The organism is Stutzerimonas stutzeri (genome assembly GCF_000219605.1).
Classification (GTDB): Bacteria; Pseudomonadota; Gammaproteobacteria; order Pseudomonadales; family Pseudomonadaceae; genus Stutzerimonas; species Stutzerimonas stutzeri.
Window position 1 is genome coordinate 1,089,345 of record NC_015740.1, and the last position, 19,088, is coordinate 1,108,432.

The 19,088-nt window shown below is 64.7% G+C and carries 17 protein-coding genes; 8 read left to right on the plus strand and 9 right to left on the minus strand.

All coding sequences use genetic code 11. The features are described 5' to 3' along the window. The first annotated feature begins 134 nt into the window (after positions 1-134). From PSTAB_RS05130 to PSTAB_RS05145, 4 genes are all read left to right on the plus strand, one after another. Positions 135-779: an MBL fold metallo-hydrolase gene (locus PSTAB_RS05130; RefSeq protein WP_011912304.1), complete on the plus strand. Its 645-nt coding sequence runs from the start codon at positions 135-137 to the stop codon at positions 777-779. A 138-nt stretch (positions 780-917) separates the two neighbouring features. Further along, on the plus strand, positions 918-1,571 hold the full coding sequence (locus PSTAB_RS05135; RefSeq protein WP_011912305.1) for a YiaD family glycine zipper/OmpA-like lipoprotein: 654 nt from the start codon (positions 918-920) through the stop codon (positions 1,569-1,571). 147 nt (positions 1,572-1,718) lie between these two features. Then, a complete protein-coding gene (locus tag PSTAB_RS05140) occupies positions 1,719-5,438 on the plus strand; it encodes a CHASE domain-containing protein (protein WP_013981995.1) in 3,720 nt (1,239 codons plus the stop codon). 126 nt (positions 5,439-5,564) lie between these two features. Beyond that, positions 5,565-7,688: a two-component system response regulator gene (locus PSTAB_RS05145; protein ID WP_011912307.1), complete on the plus strand. Its 2,124-nt coding sequence runs from the start codon at positions 5,565-5,567 to the stop codon at positions 7,686-7,688. A gap of 4 nt (positions 7,689-7,692) precedes the next feature. Here PSTAB_RS05145 and PSTAB_RS05150 read toward each other — a convergent pair whose 3' ends face one another. The 3 genes from PSTAB_RS05150 to PSTAB_RS05160 all read right to left on the minus strand — a co-directional run bounded on the left by PSTAB_RS05150 (position 7,693) and on the right by PSTAB_RS05160 (position 12,182). After that, positions 7,693-8,601 carry an acyltransferase gene (locus tag PSTAB_RS05150; protein ID WP_013981996.1) on the minus strand — a complete coding sequence of 303 codons (909 nt, stop codon included), beginning with the start codon at positions 8,599-8,601 and terminating at the stop codon, positions 7,693-7,695. A gap of 132 nt (positions 8,602-8,733) precedes the next feature. Beyond that, positions 8,734-10,830 (minus strand): phosphate acetyltransferase, encoded by a 2,097-nt coding sequence (gene pta, locus PSTAB_RS05155; protein ID WP_013981997.1) that lies wholly within the window; start codon positions 10,828-10,830, stop codon positions 8,734-8,736. Positions 10,831-10,994: 164 nt separating this feature from the next. After that, positions 10,995-12,182 carry an acetate kinase gene (locus PSTAB_RS05160; protein ID WP_011912310.1) on the minus strand — a complete coding sequence of 396 codons (1,188 nt, stop codon included), beginning with the start codon at positions 12,180-12,182 and terminating at the stop codon, positions 10,995-10,997. A gap of 238 nt (positions 12,183-12,420) precedes the next feature. Here PSTAB_RS05160 and PSTAB_RS05165 point away from each other — a divergent pair, with 238 nt between their 5' ends. The 4 genes from PSTAB_RS05165 (at position 12,421) to PSTAB_RS05180 (ending at position 15,413) form a co-directional block, all read left to right on the plus strand. Beyond that, positions 12,421-12,906 (plus strand): FKBP-type peptidyl-prolyl cis-trans isomerase, encoded by a 486-nt coding sequence (locus PSTAB_RS05165; protein ID WP_011912311.1) that lies wholly within the window; start codon positions 12,421-12,423, stop codon positions 12,904-12,906. Positions 12,907-13,020: 114 nt separating this feature from the next. Then, the gene (locus tag PSTAB_RS05170) at positions 13,021-13,503 is read left to right on the plus strand and encodes a glutathione peroxidase (protein ID WP_011912312.1); all 483 of its coding nucleotides are present in this window, start codon (positions 13,021-13,023) and stop codon (positions 13,501-13,503) included. A gap of 139 nt (positions 13,504-13,642) precedes the next feature. Continuing rightward, positions 13,643-14,284, plus strand: a complete 642-nt coding sequence (locus tag PSTAB_RS05175) for a TetR/AcrR family transcriptional regulator (protein ID WP_013981998.1) — start codon at positions 13,643-13,645, stop codon at positions 14,282-14,284. Positions 14,285-14,303: 19 nt separating this feature from the next. Further along, positions 14,304-15,413: an NADH:flavin oxidoreductase gene (locus PSTAB_RS05180; protein ID WP_013981999.1), complete on the plus strand. Its 1,110-nt coding sequence runs from the start codon at positions 14,304-14,306 to the stop codon at positions 15,411-15,413. Positions 15,414-15,512: 99 nt separating this feature from the next. On the opposite strand, the gene cysZ is transcribed toward PSTAB_RS05180, so the two are convergent. The 6 genes from cysZ to PSTAB_RS05210 all read right to left on the minus strand — a co-directional run bounded on the left by cysZ (position 15,513) and on the right by PSTAB_RS05210 (position 18,975). After that, the gene (gene cysZ / locus PSTAB_RS05185) at positions 15,513-16,268 is read right to left on the minus strand and encodes a sulfate transporter CysZ (RefSeq protein WP_013982000.1); all 756 of its coding nucleotides are present in this window, start codon (positions 16,266-16,268) and stop codon (positions 15,513-15,515) included. A 212-nt stretch (positions 16,269-16,480) separates the two neighbouring features. After that, positions 16,481-16,819, minus strand: coding sequence for a HopJ type III effector protein (locus tag PSTAB_RS05190; protein WP_011912316.1), 339 nt, complete (start codon positions 16,817-16,819; stop codon positions 16,481-16,483). Next, entirely contained in the window at positions 16,819-17,109 is a 291-nt protein-coding gene (locus PSTAB_RS05195) for a DUF1244 domain-containing protein (protein WP_020306433.1), read from the minus strand. The genes PSTAB_RS05190 and PSTAB_RS05195 overlap by 1 nt, the downstream gene beginning before the upstream one ends. A gap of 76 nt (positions 17,110-17,185) precedes the next feature. Next, positions 17,186-17,560, minus strand: coding sequence for a dihydroneopterin triphosphate 2'-epimerase (gene folX / locus PSTAB_RS05200; RefSeq protein WP_011912318.1), 375 nt, complete (start codon positions 17,558-17,560; stop codon positions 17,186-17,188). Positions 17,561-17,577: 17 nt separating this feature from the next. Beyond that, a complete protein-coding gene (folM, locus tag PSTAB_RS05205; protein ID WP_011912319.1) occupies positions 17,578-18,282 on the minus strand; it encodes a dihydromonapterin reductase in 705 nt (234 codons plus the stop codon). A 66-nt stretch (positions 18,283-18,348) separates the two neighbouring features. Beyond that, a complete protein-coding gene (locus PSTAB_RS05210; protein WP_011912320.1) occupies positions 18,349-18,975 on the minus strand; it encodes a PilZ domain-containing protein in 627 nt (208 codons plus the stop codon). Between the last annotated feature and the right edge of the window lie 113 nt (positions 18,976-19,088).

The window sequence follows — 19,088 nt, forward strand, 5'->3', positions numbered from 1 at the left end:
TTCAATGACTCCATCGGGGCCGGAAAATTGCCCGGCGGTCGTGGGCGGTGCGCAGGATTGCCTGCCACCCGTGCAGGCGGCAATCTGTTCGTCCCGCGCCGTCGGCGCAGTGAAACAGCCCAATCGAGGACGTCATGGCGGCCACCCAAACAACGCTGATCCGCGAAACCTTTCCCGTCGGCCCCTTGCAGTGCAACTGCACCATCATCGGCGACCCGCTGAGCAAGAAAGCCATCGTGGTCGACCCGGGTGGCGACCCAGAACTCATCATGGCGCGGCTGGAGGCCCATGGTCTGAAGGTGGTCAGCATCATCCACACCCATGCGCATCTGGATCACTTCCTCGCGTCCGGCAAGATGAAGGAGCGGACCGGCGCCACGCTGCATCTGCACAAGGCCGACCAGTTCCTCTGGGACAACCTGGAAATGCAGTGCCGCATGTTCGGCGTGCCCTACACGCCAGTGCCGGCGCCCGACCGGTGGCTGGCCGATGACGAGGAGCTGGCCTGCGGCTGCGGCGTGGCGCTGCATACCCCTGGGCATACGCCAGGCTCGATGAGCTTCTGGTTCGCCGACGCCAAGCTGCTGATCGCTGGCGATACGCTGTTTCGCCGCGGAATCGGGCGCACCGATCTGTGGGGCGGCGACTACGCCAGCATCGAGCGGTCCATCCGGCAGCGGCTCTATGCCCTCGACGAAGACGCCACGGTGGTGACCGGACACGGCCCGGATACCCGCCTGGGTGATGAGATGCGGGAAAACCCCTTCGTGCGTGCCTGATGTGCCGAGCCGTTGGACGGGTTCTGCCGCACGGTTCCTATTCTCGCGCATGGTCGATGGTAATCTAGCGCCGCATTCAGGGCTGCGCTCGGCGAGCGAAGGGACGGTCCTGGCAACTGACGAGAGAAGGAAGTGATTATGAAAATGCTGAACATGACCGCCCTGGCTGCAAGTGTCGCTCTGCTGGTCGGCTGCACCACCAACCCCTACACCGGCGAACAGCAGGCCGGCAAGGCGGGCGTCTATGGCGGTATCGGCGCTGTCAGCGGCGCGGTCATCGGTGCCGCGACCTCGAGCAAGAAGGACCGTACCAAGGGCGCGCTGATCGGCGCCGCGGTCGGTGGTGCGGCGGGCGGTGGCTATGGCTATTACGTCGACACCCAGGAAGCCAAGCTGCGCCAGACGCTGCAGGGCACCGGTGTTCAGGTTCAGCGCAATGGCGACAACCTGACTCTGATCATGCCGGGCAACATCACTTTCGCCAGCAACTCGGCGGACATCTCCAGCAGCTTCTACCCGACGCTGAACTCGCTGGTGCAGGTCTTCAAGGAGTTCAACAAGAACGGCGTCGACATCGTCGGCCATACCGACAGCACCGGTTCGCTGCAACTGAACCAGGACCTGTCCAACCGCCGCGCGCAGAGCGTCGCGTCCTACCTGATCGCCAACGGTGTTGCTCCGGCGCGTATCTCTTCTTACGGCGCCGGCCCGAGCCAGCCGATCGCCAGCAACGATACGGCCGCCGGCCGCGCACAGAATCGTCGCGTCGAGATCAACCTTCGTCCGCTGTAATCGTGTCATAGGTTGCAGGGCTGCAATGGCCCTGCAACTGCCGAAATTCAGACGCCATTAATCTGCTAGACCCTTCCGCCATGGAACCTCTCTGCGCTATTCGAATCTGACCTTCGATAGCACGCCGGTTGGCACAGAGGAGGTCGAATGGATGATCGTCCCGCTCTCCATTCCCGTAGGTCCTGGCTGCCAGTTCTGGTCGCACTGGCCCTGATGGCGGGCCTGGGAGGATGGATTGGCTGGCAATGGCACGTCCAGGAGCAGCGCAGCAAGGTCGAGCAGGAGCAGCGCTTCACGTTTGCCGTCGATGACATCGATCACACCCTCCGCGAGCGGATGCGTGCCTACGAGATGGTGCTACGTGGGCTGGCTGGCGTTGTGGCTGGCAGCGACGAGGTCAAGGCCGACGACTGGGCGCGTGCCGCGGACCAGTTGCAGCTGCAGGACTTCTATCCCGGTATCCAGGCGGTTGCGCTGGCCCGCCATGCGACGCCGCAGACCCTGCCTGACCTGATCGCGCAGATTCGCGCCTCCGGCCGCGAGCGTTTCCGCATGTACCCGTCGGGTGAGCGCGACGAGTACGTGGTGACCGACTACATCCACCCGACCGACTGGCGCAATCGACGCGTGCTCGGTTTCGACCTGTTCAGCGAAGCGACCCGTCGCGAGGCCATCATCAGCTCCCGCGACAGTGGCAACCCGGTGCTTACCGGCCCGCTGCGGCTCAAGCAGGAAACCGACCAGAATGTGCAGTCTGGCGTGCTGCTGTTCTTCCCGCTCTATGCGCAGGCTGCCCCGGTGACCACCGAAGACGAGCGTCAGCGCGCGTTCATCGGCACCCTGCATGGCGCTTTTCGCCTGACCGACCTGATGGAAGGCATCCTGGGTTCGCGCAGCCGGATGCTGCAATTGCAGCTGTTCGATGCAGCCAGCCCCGATTCGCCGCTGCTGACGGGGCGTGCCCAGGTCAGCGCCGATGCCAAGTTCCAGCGCATCCGCAACATCTACATGTATGGCCGTAGCTGGCAGCTACAGGTGGCGAGCACGCCGGAATACGAGGCGGTGCTGCGTGATAACAACCGGGCGTTCAACCTTGCCGCGGCGTTGACCGCCGCGGTGCTGTTCTCCCTGCTGGTGGGCGGCTATCTATACCTGCGCGAGCGGGCGCTGCGCAGCAGTCAGGCGCTCAGCCTGCAACTGCAGGAGCGCGAAGCGCGGTTCCGCCAGCTGATCGAGCAGCTGCCGGTGGCGACGCTACTGTGCAACGCGGGTGGGCGCATCGAACTGGCCAACCAGAGCGCAGGGCAGCTGCTGGGCGGGCCGGCCGATCTGCTTGCCGGCGAACGGGTCAGCCGCTATGTGCCAGGTGTGCTCGGGGAGCAGATCCTCCGGCAACTGCGCGACACCACTCAGCTTGAGCTGCAGGCGCAGCGCGAAGATGGCACGCCGATTCCGGTGGCCGTCAGCCTGACCAGCTTCCGCCACGACGATGCGCTGTATTACGTCATCAACCTGCTCGATCTGCAGGCCCGCAAGCGGGACGACGAGCGCTTCCGCAACGTCGTGGAAGCCTCGCCCAATGCCTTCGTCCTGGTCGACACGCAGGGCAGCATCGTGATGGTCAATCGGCAGACCGAGCTGCTGTTCGGTTACACGCGCCAGGAATTGCTCGGCCAGCCGGTCGAGCTGCTGTTGCCGGAGGCACTGCGCGACGCGCACCGAGGCTTGCGACAGGGCTATACGGAACATCCCGAGCCGCGACGGATGGGCAGCAACCGCGAGCTGTTCGGTCTTCACCGTGACGGCAGCGCGTTGCCGGTGGAGATCGGTCTGTCGCCCTTGCGCAGCGGCGACGAACAGCTGCTGCAGGCAGTGATCATCGACATCAGCCATCGCAAGGCTGCCGAGCGGCGGTTGCGCGAACAGGCCGATCAGCTCGCGGTGGCCAACCGCTACAAGTCGGAATTCCTCGCCAACATGTCCCACGAGCTGCGTACGCCGCTCAACAGCATCCTGATCCTCAGCGATCAGCTGCGACAGAACGGCGCCGGCAACCTCAACGACAAACAGGTCCGGCATGCCGACATCATCCATCGGGCCGGGCACGAGCTGCTGCAGCTGATCAACGACGTGCTGGATCTGGCCAAGATCGAATCCGGCCACATGCAGCTCAAGCTGGAACCGCTGAACCTGCGCGATCTGCTCAGAGACCTGGAAGCCTCGCTTGGCAGCATGGCCGCGCAGAAGGGGCTGAGCCTGACCATGGAGGTCGATCCTGCGGTACCGCTGACACTGAACTCCGATCGCGCTCGCCTGCAACAGATCCTGAACAACCTGCTGACCAATGCGCTGAAGTTCACCGAGAAGGGCCAGGTCCAGCTGACGGCCAGTCTTCTGCCCGCCGATCAGGACGGGCGGCAGATGCTGCAGCTGCAGGTCCGCGACAGCGGCATCGGGATTGCCAAGGATCAGCAGGAGCGCATTTTCCAGGCCTTCCAGCAGATCGATGGATCGATCAGTCGGCATTACGGCGGCACCGGCCTGGGGCTGGCGATCACGCGGCAACTGGTGGAAGTGTTGGGCGGCCAGGTAATGGTCAACAGCGAACTGGGACAAGGGGCGACCTTCACCGTGCTGTTGCCGGTCGTCTCGGACGCACCCGCGGCGACCCAGGCCCAGCTGCCTCGCCAACCGCAACGGCGCGGGCGCGGACCGGGGTTGCTGATCGTCGAGGACGATGCCGATTTCGCCTCGGTGGTGGCCGAGGTCGGGCAGAACCATGGCTTTACCAGCCTGATCTGCAGCACCGGCGAGCAGGGTCTGGAGGCGCTGCGCCGTGAGCATTTCGCCGCAGTGATTCTCGACATCCTGCTGCCGGACATCAGCGGCTGGCAGGTGCACCGTGAGCTGCGTGCCGACGAGCGGCACCAGGGCATGCCGGTAATCATCATCTCCTGCGTGCCGCAGCCGCATGACTGGCACGACGACGGTTCGCGCTATCTGGTCAAACCCGTGGCACAGGCCGAGCTGGAGCGCATTTTCATCGAGCTGGCCCGCCATGAGCACAACCCGCTGCGTCTGCTGCTGGTGGAAACCGATCCGCGCCGCCGCATGCTGATCCGCGACTATTTCGAGCGGTTAGGGTACAGCGTGACCCTGGCTGCGACGGCCGAGGCGGCCAGGCTGGCCTATGCCGAACAGACGTTCCCCGTGGTGGTGGTCGACCATGAGCTGAGCGATGACACCGGCCTCGACCTGCTCGATGCCCTCGAACGCTTGCGCTCGCTGCGTGGCATCACGGTGCTGCTGAACAGCCGACAGCCGCTGTCGGACGAGGAAATGCAACGCTTGCGCCGCTATTCGGCGATGACGCTGTCCAAGGAGGAAGATGTGGAACGCATGGGAGCATTGATACGACCGGAGCCGGCGGCGGCGTCGCCGAGCCCGGCCGCCTCGCTACAGGTGGCGTCCGCCGGGCAGCGTGTGCTGCTGGTGGACGAGGATGTGCGGCTGATCTATTCGCTGACGGCCCAGCTCGACGAGCTGGGTTTGCCGGTGGTGCCGGCAACCAGCGCCGACGAGGCGGTCGAACGTTTCGAAGAGGATGCCTTCGATCTGGTACTGCTGGACATGAGCCAACCCGGAGCGGAAGGTCCGGAGTTGGCACGAAGACTCAAACAGGACCATGACTGCCAGGCGCCGATCGTAGCCCTGGTAACCGTGGCCGATGCCGAGACGCGCGAGCGCTGCATCGCCGCGGGGGCCGACGACCTGTTGCTCAAACCGGTCGAAACCCCGGCACTGGCGGCGTTGCTGCGTCAATGGTTGGGGCTGGCAGTGGGTGCGGCTGATGCTGGAGAGGAGTGAGCGAGAAGTGCGCGCTGAACATGGCTGTGGTGGAAACGAAGCCCGACCGATATCGCCCGACGCGGTCGATGGCTGGCGAACATGCTTGTTGCCAACCGCTCGGCAAGGTTGGCTCGGAGGTTGGCGATGAGTCAGACGCAGCTTAAGGCCAAGCCACGCAGCCGCACGCTGTTGGTGGTGGACGATCGCGAAGCCAATCTGGTGGCGATGGAGGCTCTGCTCGGCGACGGTGACTGGCAGGTGCATACCGTCAACTCCGGCGAGGCGGCGCTCAAGGCGCTGCTCGAACTGGACGTGGAGCTGGTGCTGCTGGACGTGCAGATGCCCGGCATGGATGGCTTCGAGGTTGCGCGGCTGATGCGCGGCAGCCCACACACGCGCTACACGCCAATCATCTTCGTCTCGGCCATCGCGCATACCCGCGACTCGGTGCTGCGCGGTTACGCCACCGGGGCGGTGGATTTCATCCTCAAGCCGTTCGACCCTCAGGTGCTCAAGCACAAGATCAACACGCTGCTGGCCCACGAGCACAATCGCCGCGACCTGCAGCTGCTCACCCAGCAACTCGACAGCGCCCGCGCGTTCAATGCCTCGGTGCTGAGCAACGCGGCCGAAGGCATCCTGGTGGTCGCCGAGGATGGCTACATCAGCTTCGCCAATCCGGCGATCGCCGGCATGTTGCACACCCGCGTAGAGGACCTGCAGGGTACGCCCCTGCTGTCGCATCTGGCGGCGCCGGAAATGCCCGACAGCTGGCACGAATCGGACTTCTATCGCTACTGGCGCAGTGGTTCGACCTATCGCCTGCACGAGGCGCAGCTGCACACTGCCAACGGCACGCCGTTGCCGGTGGCGCTGTCCAGCTCGCCGCTGCCACGCCAGCAGCGTTCAATGGTGGTCATTGCGCTGGACATGTCGGTGGTGCGCAATCTCCATACGCAGCTGGAAACCCAGGCGGTGACCGATTCGCTCACCGGGCTGCTCAATCGCCGCGGCTTCCATCAGGCGCTGGAGTCGTCGCTGGCGCGGGTCGACCGCAACGGCAAGCGGATGGCCATCCTCTATATCGACCTGGACGGCTTCAAGCGCATCAACGACTCCCTCGGCCACGACGCGGGCGATGAAATCCTCTGCAAGGTGGCGCGTCTGCTGGAAACCTGTATGCGCCCCTACGACATCATCGCGCGCATGGGCGGGGACGAATTCACCGCGCTGCTCGATTCGCTCGATCATCCGGAAGACGCGGCACGGGTGGCAGAAAAGCTCATCGAACTGATCTCTGTGCGACACAAGATCGACGGCACCGAGGTGACCCTTGGTGCGAGCATCGGCATTGCCCATTTTCCGGATTGCGGCGTCAGCGTCGACCAACTGCTGCGCTCGGCGGACATGGCCATGTACGAGGCCAAGCGTGCCGGTCGCCGCCAGTATCGCTTCTTCTCCAGCGACATGAACGAGCGTGCCCACGCGCGGCTGATGATGGAGGAGAACCTGCGCAGCGCCACCGAACGCAATGACTTCGAACTGCTCTTCCAGCCGCAGGTGATGCTGGCCAGCGGCAAGCTCCGGGGCTTCGAAGGGCTGCTGCGCTGGCCGCAGGGCGATGCCGGCGAGAACCAGCCGGGCAATTTCATTCCGCTGCTGGAGGAAACCCGGCTGATCGAGCGGGTGGGGGAATGGGTGTTGCGCGAGGGCATGGACCAGTACTGCCGGTGGCTGCCCGCATTCGGCAGCGACCTGATCCTCAGCCTGAACGTCAGCCCGGTTCAGTTCAGCCGCGCGGGACTGTTCGACGTGCTGCGACGGCTGCTCGACGAGTACCAGCTGAACCCTGCGCAGCTGGAACTGGAAGTCACCGAAGGCACGCTGATGCAGGACCTGGAACAGAGCTGCGAGAAGCTCCGCCAGCTGCGCAAGCTCGGCGTGCGGGTGGCCATCGACGACTTCGGCACCGGTTATTCGTCGCTGGCGTATCTGCGCCACTTCGAGCTGGATACGCTGAAGATCGATCGGCTGTTCATCGCCAACATGCTGGACTCTCCGCGCGATGCGGCGGTCGTCAGCACCATTATCGACCTGGGGCGCAACCTCGGCCTGGAAGTGGTGGCCGAAGGGGTGGAAACCCTGGCGCAGCGTGACTGGCTGCTGCACAACGGCTGCGACGTCATGCAGGGCTTCCTGGTGTCACCGGCGGTGACAGCCGAGCAGGCCCGGGCGTTTCCGGCCAGCGTGTCCTGGGGCGCGCTCTGAACGGTCAGCGCCGCGTCGGGTAGTCCTGATGCAGCTGGGCCAGTTGTGCGTCCTTCTCGGTCCACAGCTGGTTGACCCACTGCTGGAAGGCCAGGCGGTAGGACTCGTCCTGATCGTAGTTCCGGCGCAGGAACTCGGCAGGGATCGGCTGTGCCTCGACCCGTACCACGACCCGAGGGATATTGCCGGCCAACAGGTCCCAGAAGCTGGGGCGACCGTCCGGGTAGTGGATGGTGATGTTGATCAGCGCGGACAGCTGCTCGCCCATGGCGTCGATGACGAAAGCGATGCCGCCGGCCCTCGGCTTGAGCAGATGTCGATAGGGCGAGGCCTGCTCGGCGTGCTTGTCTTCGGTGAAGCGGGTACCTTCCAGGAAATTGAACACCGACACCGGGTTGGTCCGATAACGCTCGCAGGCCCGGCGCGTGCTGGCCAGATCCTCGCCGCGCTTTTCCGGGTGCTTGGCCAGGTATTCCTTGCTGAATCGCTTCATGAAGGGAAACTCCAGCGCCCACCAGCACAGGCCGATCACCGGCACCCAGATCAGCTCCTGCTTGAGGAAGAACTTGAGGAACGGCATGCGCCGGTTGAGCTGGTATTGCAGCACGAGAATGTCCGCCCAGCTCTGGTGGTTGCTGGTCACCAGGTAGGAGTGATGCATGTCGACCTGATCCAGGCCCTGCACGTCCCAGCGGATCGGGCGAACCAGATCCATCCAGAAGCTGTTCATCGCGATCCAGGACTCGGCGATCCAGTGCATGCCGAAGCGCAGGCTGCGTTGTACCGCTGGAACGGGAAGCGCCAACTTGAGCAGCGACAGGGCGAACAGCGGCCAGCACCAGAACAGGGTATTGAGCGCCAGCAGCAGGGCGGCAAGGCTGCCGCGCAGTGGGGCGGGGAGGAAGCTCAGCATGAAATTCTCATCGATACGGCTGATTCGAGGCGCCAAGAGTAGCGATTATGCGCTGAACTGCAACTATCGAGAGTAGTGGCAATGGCTGCCGCCGACGCGCAGGCGCGGCGGCAGCCATCGTCAGAAGGCCGATCAGCCCTTCTGGTTGGCGGCCTGCAGGGCGGTGAGGGCGATGGTGAAGACGATGTCGTCCACCAGGGCGCCGCGCGACAGGTCGTTCACCGGCTTGGCGAGGCCTTGCAGCATCGGACCGACGCTGAGGCAGTTGGCGTTGCGCTGAACGGCCTTGTAGGTGGTGTTACCGGTGTTCAGGTCAGGGAAGATGAACACCGTGGCCTGGCCGGCCACCTTGCTGTTCGGCGCCTTCTGCCGGCCGACGCTGAGCACGGAAGCGGCGTCGTACTGCAGGGGGCCGTCGATCGGCAGGTCCGGTGCACGCTCCTGAGCGATGCGGGTGGCTTCGGCGACTTTCTCGACTTCCGCACCGCTGCCGGAGCTGCCGGTAGAGTAGCTGATCATCGCCACGCGCGGATTGACGCCCAGCGCCACGGCGGACTCGGCGCTCTGCAGAGCGATCTCGGCCAGTTCGGTGGCGCTCGGGTTCGGGTTCACCGCGCAGTCGCCATAGACCAGCACCTGATCCGGCAGCAGCATGAAGAACACCGAAGACACCAGGCTGTAGCCCGGCGCGGTCTTGATCAGCTGCAGGGCCGGGCGAATGGTGTTGGCGGTGGTGTGCACGGCACCGGAAACCAGGCCGTCCACTTCGTCCAGCGCCAGCATCATGGTGCCGAGGACCACGGTGTCCTTCAGCTGCTCGCGGGCATCGTCGGGCGTCAGGCCCTTGGCCTTGCGCATCTCGCACATCGGCTCGACGTAGCGGTTGGCGATGCTGTCCGGATCGAGGATTTCCAGGCTGGCCGGCAGGGTGATGCCCTGCTCGCGGGCGACCTGCTGGACTTCCTCCGGCTTGGCCAGCAGCACGCAGCGGGCGATGCCGCGCTCCTGGCAGATGGCGGCGGCGCGGATGGTGCGCGGCTCGTTGCCTTCCGGCAGAACGATGCGCTTGTTGGCGTCCTGCGCGCGCTTGACCAGCTGATAGCGGAACGCCGCCGGTGACATGCGCAGCTCGCCACGCGGCACGCTGCAGCGGGTGTGGAGAAATTCGGGGTGCAGGTGCTTGGCGATGAAGTCGGTCACGCGGGTGGCGCGCTCGATGTCGTCCGCCGGGGTTTCCTTGTTCAGGCCGAACAGGTTGTTGGCCGTGTCGTAGGAGTTGGTCTCGACGGTCATCACCGGCAGGCCGCCGTCCAGCGCGGCCTTGCACAGCTCGAGGATGCGCGGGTCCGGCGCGAAGTCGCTGCACAGCAGCAGTCCGGCGAGCTTCTCGCCATTGAGCGAGGCCAGGCTGGCGGCGAGGATGATGTCGTCGCGGTCGCCCGGGGTCACCACCAGCACGCCGGAGCGCAGCAGTTGCACGGTGTTGGGCACGGCGCGGGCGCAGAGCACGATCTTGTTCACGCGGCGCTGGTCGGCCTCGCCGGCGTTGAGCACCTGGGCGCCGAGCAGTTCGGCGATGTCACGGGTGCGCAGGGCGTTGAGTTCCTCGGAGAACGGGATGGTGCCGAGCAGCTGGAAGTCGGCGCTGCCCAGCAGCGGCAGGTGCTGCTTGAGGCTGTCGACGAAAGCCGGCAGGCCTTCCTCGGTCTTGACCTTGTTGAGGATCACGCCGAGCACCTTGGGATCCTTGGCGCCGCCGTACAGCTGGGCCTGAATCTCGATGCGCTCGGCCAGACGCTTGAGGCTGTCGCTGCCCTGGGCCGCGATGAGGATGACCTCGGCGTCCAGGCTCTTGGCGAGCTGGGTGTTGATGCGCTGGGTGTAGTTGGACTCGCGGGTCGGCACCATGCCTTCGACGATGACCACGTCCTTGCCCACAGCGACTTGCTGGAAGCGGCTGACCACGTCCTCGAGCAACAGGTCGATCTCGCCATCGGCGAGCTGGCGCTCCACCTGTTCCAGCGGCAGCGGTTCGGGAGAGGTCAGGTTCAGCGTGCGCTCGACGAGGATGCAGGAGCGCTCGCGGCCCTGGTCGACCGGGAAGGGTTGGGCGATCGGCTTGAAGAAACCGACCTTCAGCCCGGCGCTTTCCAGCGCGCGGATCAGGCCGAGGCTGATGGAATTGAGGCCGCCGCCGAAACCGGTAGGGGCAAGGAAGAGTGTGTGCATGGCATCTCCTAGTGGACAGGGTGCTCGGGTAACGGGTGCCGGGCGGCGGCTAGGCTAGGCGACTCGCCCGAGGGCGGAAACTGCCGGATTGCCGCGGCGCTCAAGAGCGGAAACCCGACGGCATGGCCTGTCGGGTTTCGCTATCGCTGCTTGCCTGTTTGCGCTCAGGCGTCCAGCAGGGCCAGCGTGTCGAGGGCAATCTGGCGCTCCTCGTTGGTCGGCACGACCATGACGCGCGGGCTGCCCTGAGCCTGGATTTCGCCGGCGACACCACGAGTGCAGCGGGCGTTGGCTTCGGCATCGAGCTTGAAGCCGAACAGCTTGAGGTGCTCCAGGGTGCGCTCGCGTACGGCCGAGGAGTTCTCGCCGATGCCGCCGGTGAAGACCAGACCGTCCAGCTGCGGCAGGGCGCAGGACATGGCGGCCAGCGACTTGGCCAGGCGATAGCAGAACACCTCGAAGGCCAGCACGGCGCCCGGATGCCCGGCCTGACGCGCTTCGGCCAGGGTGCGCATGTCGTTGGACAGACCGGACAGCCCCTTCAGGCCGCTCTCCTTGTTGAGCATGTTGTCGATCTTGGCGAGGTCCCAGCCCAGGGTCTTGTGCAGGAAGTTGTGCAGGCTCGGGTCGACATCGCCGCTGCGGGTGCCCATCACCAGGCCTTCGAGCGGGGTCAGGCCCATGCTGGTGTCGCGGCTTTCACCATTGACCACGGCACAGGTGGAGCAACCGTTGCCCAGGTGAGCGACCAGCCAGCTGCTGTTGTCGACCGGTACACCGGCCAGCTCGGCGGCGCGCTTGCTGACATAGCGATGGCTGGTGCCGTGAAAACCGTAGCGGCGCACGCCATGGTCCTTGTAGAGCACGTCCGGCACGGCGTAGCGGTAGGCGTGCTCGGGCATGGTCTGGTGGAAGGCGGTGTCGAAGACGCCGACCTGCGGTAGTTCCGGGAAGAGGTTGATGGCGGCGTGGATGCCGCTCAGGTTGGCCGGGTTGTGCAGCGGCGCCAGTTGGATGTTGGCTTCGATGCCGGCCAGGGTTTCGTCGTTGAGCAGCGTCGAGGCGAAGAACTTCTCGCCACCGTGCACCACGCGGTGGCCGATGCCGTCCAGATGGCCACCGGCGGCGTCTTCGACGCGCGGCAGGATCTGGGCCAGAGCAGCCTGATGATCGGCGTTGGGCACCTTGACGCTTTCCTTGCCAGCGGCGCTCTCGAAGTGGATGACGGCCTCCGGGCTGCCGATGCACTCGGCCAGGCCTTGTAGCGGGAAGGTCGCTTGCGCTTCGTTGACCAGGGCGAACTTGATCGACGAGCTGCCACAGTTAATCACCAGGATGTTACGAGCCGACATCGGTGCTCCTTGGATCTCTAATGTTATTGAAATGGGTGCCAAAGATACTTTTCGCGGATTCTTGCACATCGTCCATGAAAGCGATGCCATCCAAAGGTTGTAGTCCCACGTTCAATGGGACTACATCCTGGCCGCTGGCGACGGGCGGCGCGGGCCCGTTCATCCATGCCCGGTTCGCAATCGGCGCGGTGGATGGTTAAACTTCGATATCCATTCTCTCAAGCAAAGGTTCTGCCCCATGCTGATTGCCGCTAACAAGGCTGTCTCCATCGACTACACACTCACCAACGACGCCGGTGAGGTGATCGACAGCTCGGCCGGCGGCGCGCCGCTGGTCTATCTGCACGGCGCCGGCAACATCATCCCCGGCCTGGAAAAGGCCCTCGAGGGCAAGCAGGGCGGCGACCAGATCCAGGTTTCCATCGAGCCGCAGGACGCTTACGGCGAGTACAGCCCGGAGCTGGTCGCTACGCTGAATCGCGCCATGTTCGAAGGCGTCGACGAACTCGAAGTCGGCATGCAGTTCCACGCCTCCGGTCCGGACGGCGGCATGCAGATCGTCACCATCCGTGACGTCGAAGGCGACGACGTGATCGTCGACGGCAACCACCCGCTGGCCGGCCAGCGCCTGAACTTCGACGTCAAGGTCGTCAGCGTGCGTGACGCCAGCGACGAAGAAGTGGCCCACGGCCATATCCATGGCGAGGGTGGTCACCACCACTGATCCGGCCGCCATAACGGCGACCGCACACACGGCGGCAGGAACGGCTGCCGTGCCGATCGAAAAAGAGAGCGCTCCGGTCGTGTGCCGGGGCGTTTTTTTGTCAGGAGAGATGTCATGAGCGCATTCCATCAATTGGTGTTGCCAGGCCTGGGCGGCGAGGAATTGCCGCTGGCGCAGTTCGGCGATCGGATCACGCTGGTGGTCAATGTCGCCTCCCAGTGCGGACTGACGCCGCAGTACGCCGGCCTCGAGCGGTTGCAGCAGCAGTACGCCGCTCGAGGCTTCAGTGTGCTGGGTGTGCCATGCAATCAGTTCGCGGCGCAGGAGCCCGGCAGCGACGATGAGATCCGCTCGTTCTGCACGCTGAATTACGGCGTCAGCTTCCCCCTGAGTGGCAAGCTCGAAGTCAATGGACCGCAGCGTCATCCGCTGTATCGGCTGCTGGCGGGTGAGGGCGCCGATTTCCCCGGGGACATCAGCTGGAACTTCGAGAAGTTCCTCGTCGGCAAGGACGGTCGCGTCCTGGCGCGCTTCTCGCCGCGCACCGCGCCGGACGATCCCGCCCTGATCCAGGCGATCGAAAGCGCTCTGGCCTGATCCCGCCTCTCGCGACCGCAGCCGCGGTCGCGCTTCTTTTTCCCGCCTTGCGTGTTGTGCCATCGCTGCCATGGTTGCGGCTGGATAAGCGCCATGGATGATGCTGTGCCGGCGAGACGACCGGTCATATTCTCGGTGCATGAGCAATCCAGCACGCAACGACAAGCGCGACCTGATCCTGTCCAAAGGCGCCCAGGTGATGACCCGCCGCGGCTATCACGGGACCGGGGTGCAGGAAATCGTCCAGGCCGCAGGGATCCCCAAGGGCTCGTTCTATCACTACTTCGCCAGCAAGGAAGATTTCGCCCTGCAGGCGCTGGAGTACATCTATGCGCCGCGGCTGGAGCGCTATCGGCTGGCGTTGAGCAATGCCTCCTTGCCACCCGTGCAACGCATCCTGGATTACTACGCCGATCTCGTAGCGCACTTCGCCCGTCAGGAACGGCCGGAGTATCACTGCTTCATCGGTAGCCTGAGCTTCGAGATGGCGGAACTCTGTCCGCCGATCGCAACCCGGCTCAGCGAGATTCTGACGCGCTCCGTCGAGCTGCTCGCGCACTGCCTGGAGCAGGGGCGCAGCGCTGGTGCGCTTGCACCGGACAGCGACTGTCGGGCCGTTGCCGAGTTCATCAGCAACGCCTGGGAAGGCGCGCTGCTGCGCATGAAAGTGAGCGGCAGCGTCGCCCCGCTAAAGGTTTTCCTCCAGCAGCTCGAGCGCCTGTTGGCGCCGGCTGCGCCTCGTTTGCCGAGCCACGAGCGCTCGGTTGCCTTGCCCAGATGAATAAAAAGGAGTCGCATCGATGACCGCTAGCGTACAAGCCCTGTTTGAGCCCTTCGAATTGGGCGCCCTTCGTTTGCCGACCCGTGTGGTCATGGCGCCGATGACCCGGTCGTTCTCGCCCAACGGCGTACCCACCGCCGATGTGGTGGAGTACTACCGTCGGCGTGCCGCTTCCGGGGTCGGGTTGATCATCACCGAGGGCACCACGGTCAATCACGCGGCATCCAACGGCTACCCGCATGTTCCGCGCTTCTATGGCGAGGATGCGTTGGCCGGCTGGAAGGCTGTCGTCGAGGCGGTGCATGGCGCTGGCGGCAAGATCGTCCCGCAGCTCTGGCACGTGGGTAACGTGCGTCGCAAGGGCACTGAGCCGGAGCCGGACGTGCCAGGTTACGGGCCGATGGAAAAGCAAAAGGACGGGCAGGTCGTCGTTCATGGCATGACCAAGCAGGACATTCAGGACGTGATCGAAGCCTTCGCCCAGGCTGCCCGCGACGCGCAGGCGATCGGCATGGACGGCGTGGAGATTCACGGTGCCCATGGCTATCTGATCGACCAGTTCTTCTGGGAAGGCAGCAACCAGCGCACCGACGAGTACGGCGGCAGCCTGGCCAACCGCTCGCGCTTCGCCATCGAGCTGGTGCAGGCCGTACGTGCGGCGGTCGGGCCTGACTTTCCGATCATCTTCCGCTTCTCGCAGTGGAAGCAGCAGGACTACACCGCACGGCTGGTGCCGTCGCCCGAAGCGCTCGGCGAGTTCCTTGCACCGCTGGCCGACGCCGGGGTGGACATCTTCCACTGTTCGACGCGTCGTTTCTGGGAACCGGAGTTCGAGGGCTCGGAACTCAACCTGGCCGGCTGGACCCGCCAGCTGACCGGCAAGCCGACCATCACCGTGGGCAGCGTCGGCCTGGACGGCGAATTCCTGCAGTTCATGGTCAAGACCGACAAGGTGGCGCAGCCGGCCAACATCGAAGGCCTGCTGGAGCGGCTGAACAAGGCCGAGTTCGATCTGGTGGCGGTGGGGCGTGCGCTGATCTGCGATCCGGAATGGGCGGTAAAGGTGCGCGAGGGGCGGATGCAGGACATTCTGCCGTTCAGCCGCGAGGCGTTGAAGACGCTGGCGTGAGTGAGGGCGGCAGCCAGAGCCATCTGGCTGCCGCTGCCCCCGCCGCGGCGGCGCTCCGGGCCGCCGCGCTGTTTAGCCGCCGAACGAGACGCCAAGCGCCTATGCTGGCCGATCGAGCTGCCGATTCGGCCCGCCTTCCCGGACCCAGAACAACGTGGCTCCTGCGACCGCTGCCGGCATGATCAGCAGGTTCAGCACCGGTACCAGCAACGCCGCATAGGTCACCGCACCAAAGCTCAGGCTCTGCCAGCGACGCTGGCGCAGCCAGACCATCATGTCGGCCCAGCTCAGCTTGTTGTTGTCCGCCGGGTAATCGATGTACTGCACCGCCATCATCCATACGCCGAACAGCAGCCATAACGGTGCGGCTGCGAGGTTCAGCACCGGGATGAACGAGAGCACCAGCAGGGCGAGTGCACGCGGTGCGAAGTAGGCCAGCTTGCGCAATTCACGGCCGATGGTGCGGGGCAGCATGGCAAGCAGCTCGGCCCAACTGAAGGGCGGTGCGGCGTCTTCTCCGCGTACCACCACCTCGACCTTCTCTGAGAGAAAGCCGTTGAAGGGCGCGGCGATGATGTTGGCCAGCATGGTGAAGGTAAAGAACACCATCAGCACCACAAGCGCAACGAATAACGGCCAGAGCAGGTATTCGAGAAAGGCCAGCCAGCTCGGCAGGCTCGGCATGAAGGTGTCGACCCAACCGCTGAACTGGCCCACGGCCAGCCAGATCAGGCCGAAGAACAGCAGCACGTTCACGGTCAGGGGCAGGATCACGAACAGGCGCAGCCCCGGGCTAAGCACCAGGCGCAGACCTTCGCGCAGGTACTGCGGGCCGGAAAGAGCGGATACGGGCATGGCATCTCCTGTGAGGCATTGTCGTGACGGGAAGAGGGATAGCCCACGACTATGGGCGGGATGCGAAAGCTGAATTATCCGCCGCGCTGCGGCATGGGTAAGGTGGTGCCCATCGCTTTTCGGGTCATCCGCTCCTTAAGCCTTCCCCAAGTGCTTGGATGACCCTTTTTCTTCGGTCGAGCCGGGCGGGCCGGCTCTTGCCGCAACGCGGCTTACTTGCGGTGGAGTGGCTGACTGTCGAAGCGCACGCCCGGCAGTCCCGTCTCCATCAGCGCGCGGATGTTGCGATGGTCGCTGCCGTTCGGGTTGGCCAGCACCGCCTGGTAGTGTTCGCCGAACGCGAGCAGAGCCTCTTCCGTGCTGAAACCCTCCAGCAGGGCCAGGCCGAGCGTCTTGCAGGAGCCCTCGTTCTCGCCGGCGGCATTCTCCAGCGTGCCATTGACGAAACGGCTCGGCTGGTAGTCGTAGTTGCTGGCGATGAAGGCGAGGGTGTCACTGAACGCGTGGTTGCGGTTGCGCAGGCTCGCGCGGAAGTCCTTCAGGTCTGTCATTATTTCTGTGCCTTGTCGAAAGCGGCCTGTTGCTCGGCGGTCGCTTCCTTCTGATAGCGTTTTTTCCATTCACTGTACGGCATGCCGTACACCTCTTCGCGCGCCTGGTCGATGGTCAGTTCGACCTCCAGGTCGTCGGCGGCGGCCTTGTACCATTTCGACAGGCAGTTGCGGCAGAAACCGGCCAGATTCATCAGGTCGATATTCTGCGCATCAGGGCGGGTGCGCAGGTGCTGGACCAGGCGACGGAAGGCGGCGGCTTCCAGTTCAGTGCGTTCTTGGTCGTTCATCTCTCGGGTCTCGGCGTTGGCTGAGGTCGGCCGGATCATAACCTCGCCTCGTTGAGCGAACCAGCCTTGTTCCGCGTCAATCCCGATGGGCTGCCAGGGTGATCGATACCGACTCGGCGAAGCGCAGCGCATGAGGCTTGTCGACCTCCACTTCGGCATAGCGCACCTGCGGATACTGCATCACCAGATCGAGGATTTCCTGGGTCAGCCGTTCGAGCAGGGCGAAACGGTTGTCCTCGACATGCTGGATGATCGCCTTGGTGATGGTGCGGTAGTTCAGCGCCTGTTCGATGTCGTTCTCGCGTACCGCTTCGGCGGCCGGGTAGAGCATGGTCAGGTTGATCAGCACGTCCTGGCGATTGAGGATTTCCTCTTCCTTGATGCCGATGTAGGTGCGCAGTCGCAGGTCCTTGACGCGGATGCGCGCCATCGCGGGTTCCAGTCTGGGCATGTCGTCTCCTTGTCGTGTCAGATCAGATGGCGACCGCCGTTGACGGTCAGTGTGGTGCCGGTGACGTAGGGATTGTCGAGCAGATAGCGCAGGCTCTGGTAGATCACTTCGGCGCCGGGCTCGATACCCAGCGCCGACTTGGCCAATGCCTTGCGGCGATAGTCCTCGTCGTCGTCCGGGTTGAACTGGATCAGCGCCGGCGCAATGCCGTTGACCTTGATCTGCGGGGCCAGGCTGGCGGCGAAGGAAAGCGTCAGGCTGTCCAGGCCGGCCTTGCTCGCGGCGTAGGCGATGTGCTTCTTGCTGCCCTTGCGGGTGACATCGTCGCCGATGTGCACGATATCCGCCGGGCCGCCGTAGCGCAGCAAATCGGCACAGCGCAGGTTGATCAGGTAGGGCGCGAGCATGTGGATCTGAAACAGCTGGCGGAAGGCGTCGGCTTCCTGCCCGGGCGTATCGGCGCGCCATTGCGAGGCGTTGTGCACGATCGCCCGCAGGCTGCCGGTCAGTTGCCGGATGGCAGTGATGAAGGCATGAATGCCGGCTTCATCGCTGAAGTCCGCCTGCACCACCTGCGCTCCGCGGGCACGCAGCCGCGCTACGCTGTCGCGCTCGCGACGGTAGCTGATGATGACCGGGTAACCGTCATCCAGCAGGCGTTCGGCGCAATGCAACCCGATCCGCTGGCTGGCTCCGGTGATGAGAATCGGGGCCTGATGCATGAGTATCCACTGCCGGAAGTGGGCGGACGTCCCGCAGGCGCGGGCCGTCGCTAATGGCGTGGGAGCTTACACCAGATCAGCCGGCAGCTCAGGTTGCAAATCGGGGTGCAGCCGCTGGTGCTGGCGATAGAGGAAGGAGCGGATGCGCTCGGCGTCCTTTTCCCGGGCGAACTCGACTTCATAGGCGGCCCGGCCGCCGTTCAGTTCGCGTACCCGGTGGGCGTCGATTTCCAGCGGCGTATCGTCAGGCAAGGCCAGGCGCAGATGGAAATGCTTGGGAGGCTTGCGATGCTTGCCGGCTTCTACCAGCAGGCCGTGGGGGGAGAGTTCATGCACGCTCAGCGGACTCTCGCCGCCGTCGCTCTCCAGTAACGGCAGCGGTTCGTCCAGATGCAACCGCCAGGCACGAGTCGTCGGGCCGCGCTCGTAGATGACCGGTGGCGCCAGTTGCAGATCGAGGCTGTGCAGCTCGTCTTCGCGCAGCTGCAGCGGGAAGGACATGCGGAAGTCCTCGAACTCGGCCTGCAGCGACAGGTTGGCGCGGGCGGCCAGTTGCATCAGCAGCTCGTTGGAACGCGCGCCGCCATCGATCCGGAAACCCGTGGAGCGCTCGTTGCCGCTGCCGCCGTTGCGCTGCATCAGCTGGCGGATGAAGGTCAGCTCGTCTTTGCTGAGTATGGTCTCTTCCGCCATTGCGGATACCCTCGGAAGGCGCCGGCCTTCCCTCGATCTGGCGTCGCGGTCGTGGCCGCTTTCGCCTGCGACCGGTATGGCCGCATTCATTGTGGCAATCGGGCCTTCGATCG

Bases quoted from the DNA above. Each gene is read 5' to 3' on its own strand.
- PSTAB_RS05130 (WP_011912304.1), top strand. From the start codon at position 135: ATGGCGGCCACCCAAACAACGCTGATCCGCGAAACCTTTCCCGTCGGC.
- PSTAB_RS05135 (WP_011912305.1), top strand. From the start codon at position 918: ATGAAAATGCTGAACATGACCGCCCTGGCTGCAAGTGTCGCTCTGCTG.
- PSTAB_RS05140 (WP_013981995.1), top strand. From the start codon at position 1,719: ATGGATGATCGTCCCGCTCTCCATTCCCGTAGGTCCTGGCTGCCAGTT.
- PSTAB_RS05145 (WP_011912307.1), top strand. From the start codon at position 5,565: ATGAGTCAGACGCAGCTTAAGGCCAAGCCACGCAGCCGCACGCTGTTG.
- PSTAB_RS05150 (WP_013981996.1), bottom strand. From the start codon at position 8,601: ATGCTGAGCTTCCTCCCCGCCCCACTGCGCGGCAGCCTTGCCGCCCTG.
- pta (WP_013981997.1), bottom strand. From the start codon at position 10,830: ATGCACACACTCTTCCTTGCCCCTACCGGTTTCGGCGGCGGCCTCAAT.
- PSTAB_RS05160 (WP_011912310.1), bottom strand. From the start codon at position 12,182: ATGTCGGCTCGTAACATCCTGGTGATTAACTGTGGCAGCTCGTCGATC.
- PSTAB_RS05165 (WP_011912311.1), top strand. From the start codon at position 12,421: ATGCTGATTGCCGCTAACAAGGCTGTCTCCATCGACTACACACTCACC.
- PSTAB_RS05170 (WP_011912312.1), top strand. From the start codon at position 13,021: ATGAGCGCATTCCATCAATTGGTGTTGCCAGGCCTGGGCGGCGAGGAA.
- PSTAB_RS05175 (WP_013981998.1), top strand. From the start codon at position 13,643: ATGAGCAATCCAGCACGCAACGACAAGCGCGACCTGATCCTGTCCAAA.
- PSTAB_RS05180 (WP_013981999.1), top strand. From the start codon at position 14,304: ATGACCGCTAGCGTACAAGCCCTGTTTGAGCCCTTCGAATTGGGCGCC.
- cysZ (WP_013982000.1), bottom strand. From the start codon at position 16,268: ATGCCCGTATCCGCTCTTTCCGGCCCGCAGTACCTGCGCGAAGGTCTG.
- PSTAB_RS05190 (WP_011912316.1), bottom strand. From the start codon at position 16,819: ATGACAGACCTGAAGGACTTCCGCGCGAGCCTGCGCAACCGCAACCAC.
- PSTAB_RS05195 (WP_020306433.1), bottom strand. From the start codon at position 17,109: ATGAACGACCAAGAACGCACTGAACTGGAAGCCGCCGCCTTCCGTCGC.
- folX (WP_011912318.1), bottom strand. From the start codon at position 17,560: ATGCCCAGACTGGAACCCGCGATGGCGCGCATCCGCGTCAAGGACCTG.
- folM (WP_011912319.1), bottom strand. From the start codon at position 18,282: ATGCATCAGGCCCCGATTCTCATCACCGGAGCCAGCCAGCGGATCGGG.
- PSTAB_RS05210 (WP_011912320.1), bottom strand. From the start codon at position 18,975: ATGGCGGAAGAGACCATACTCAGCAAAGACGAGCTGACCTTCATCCGC.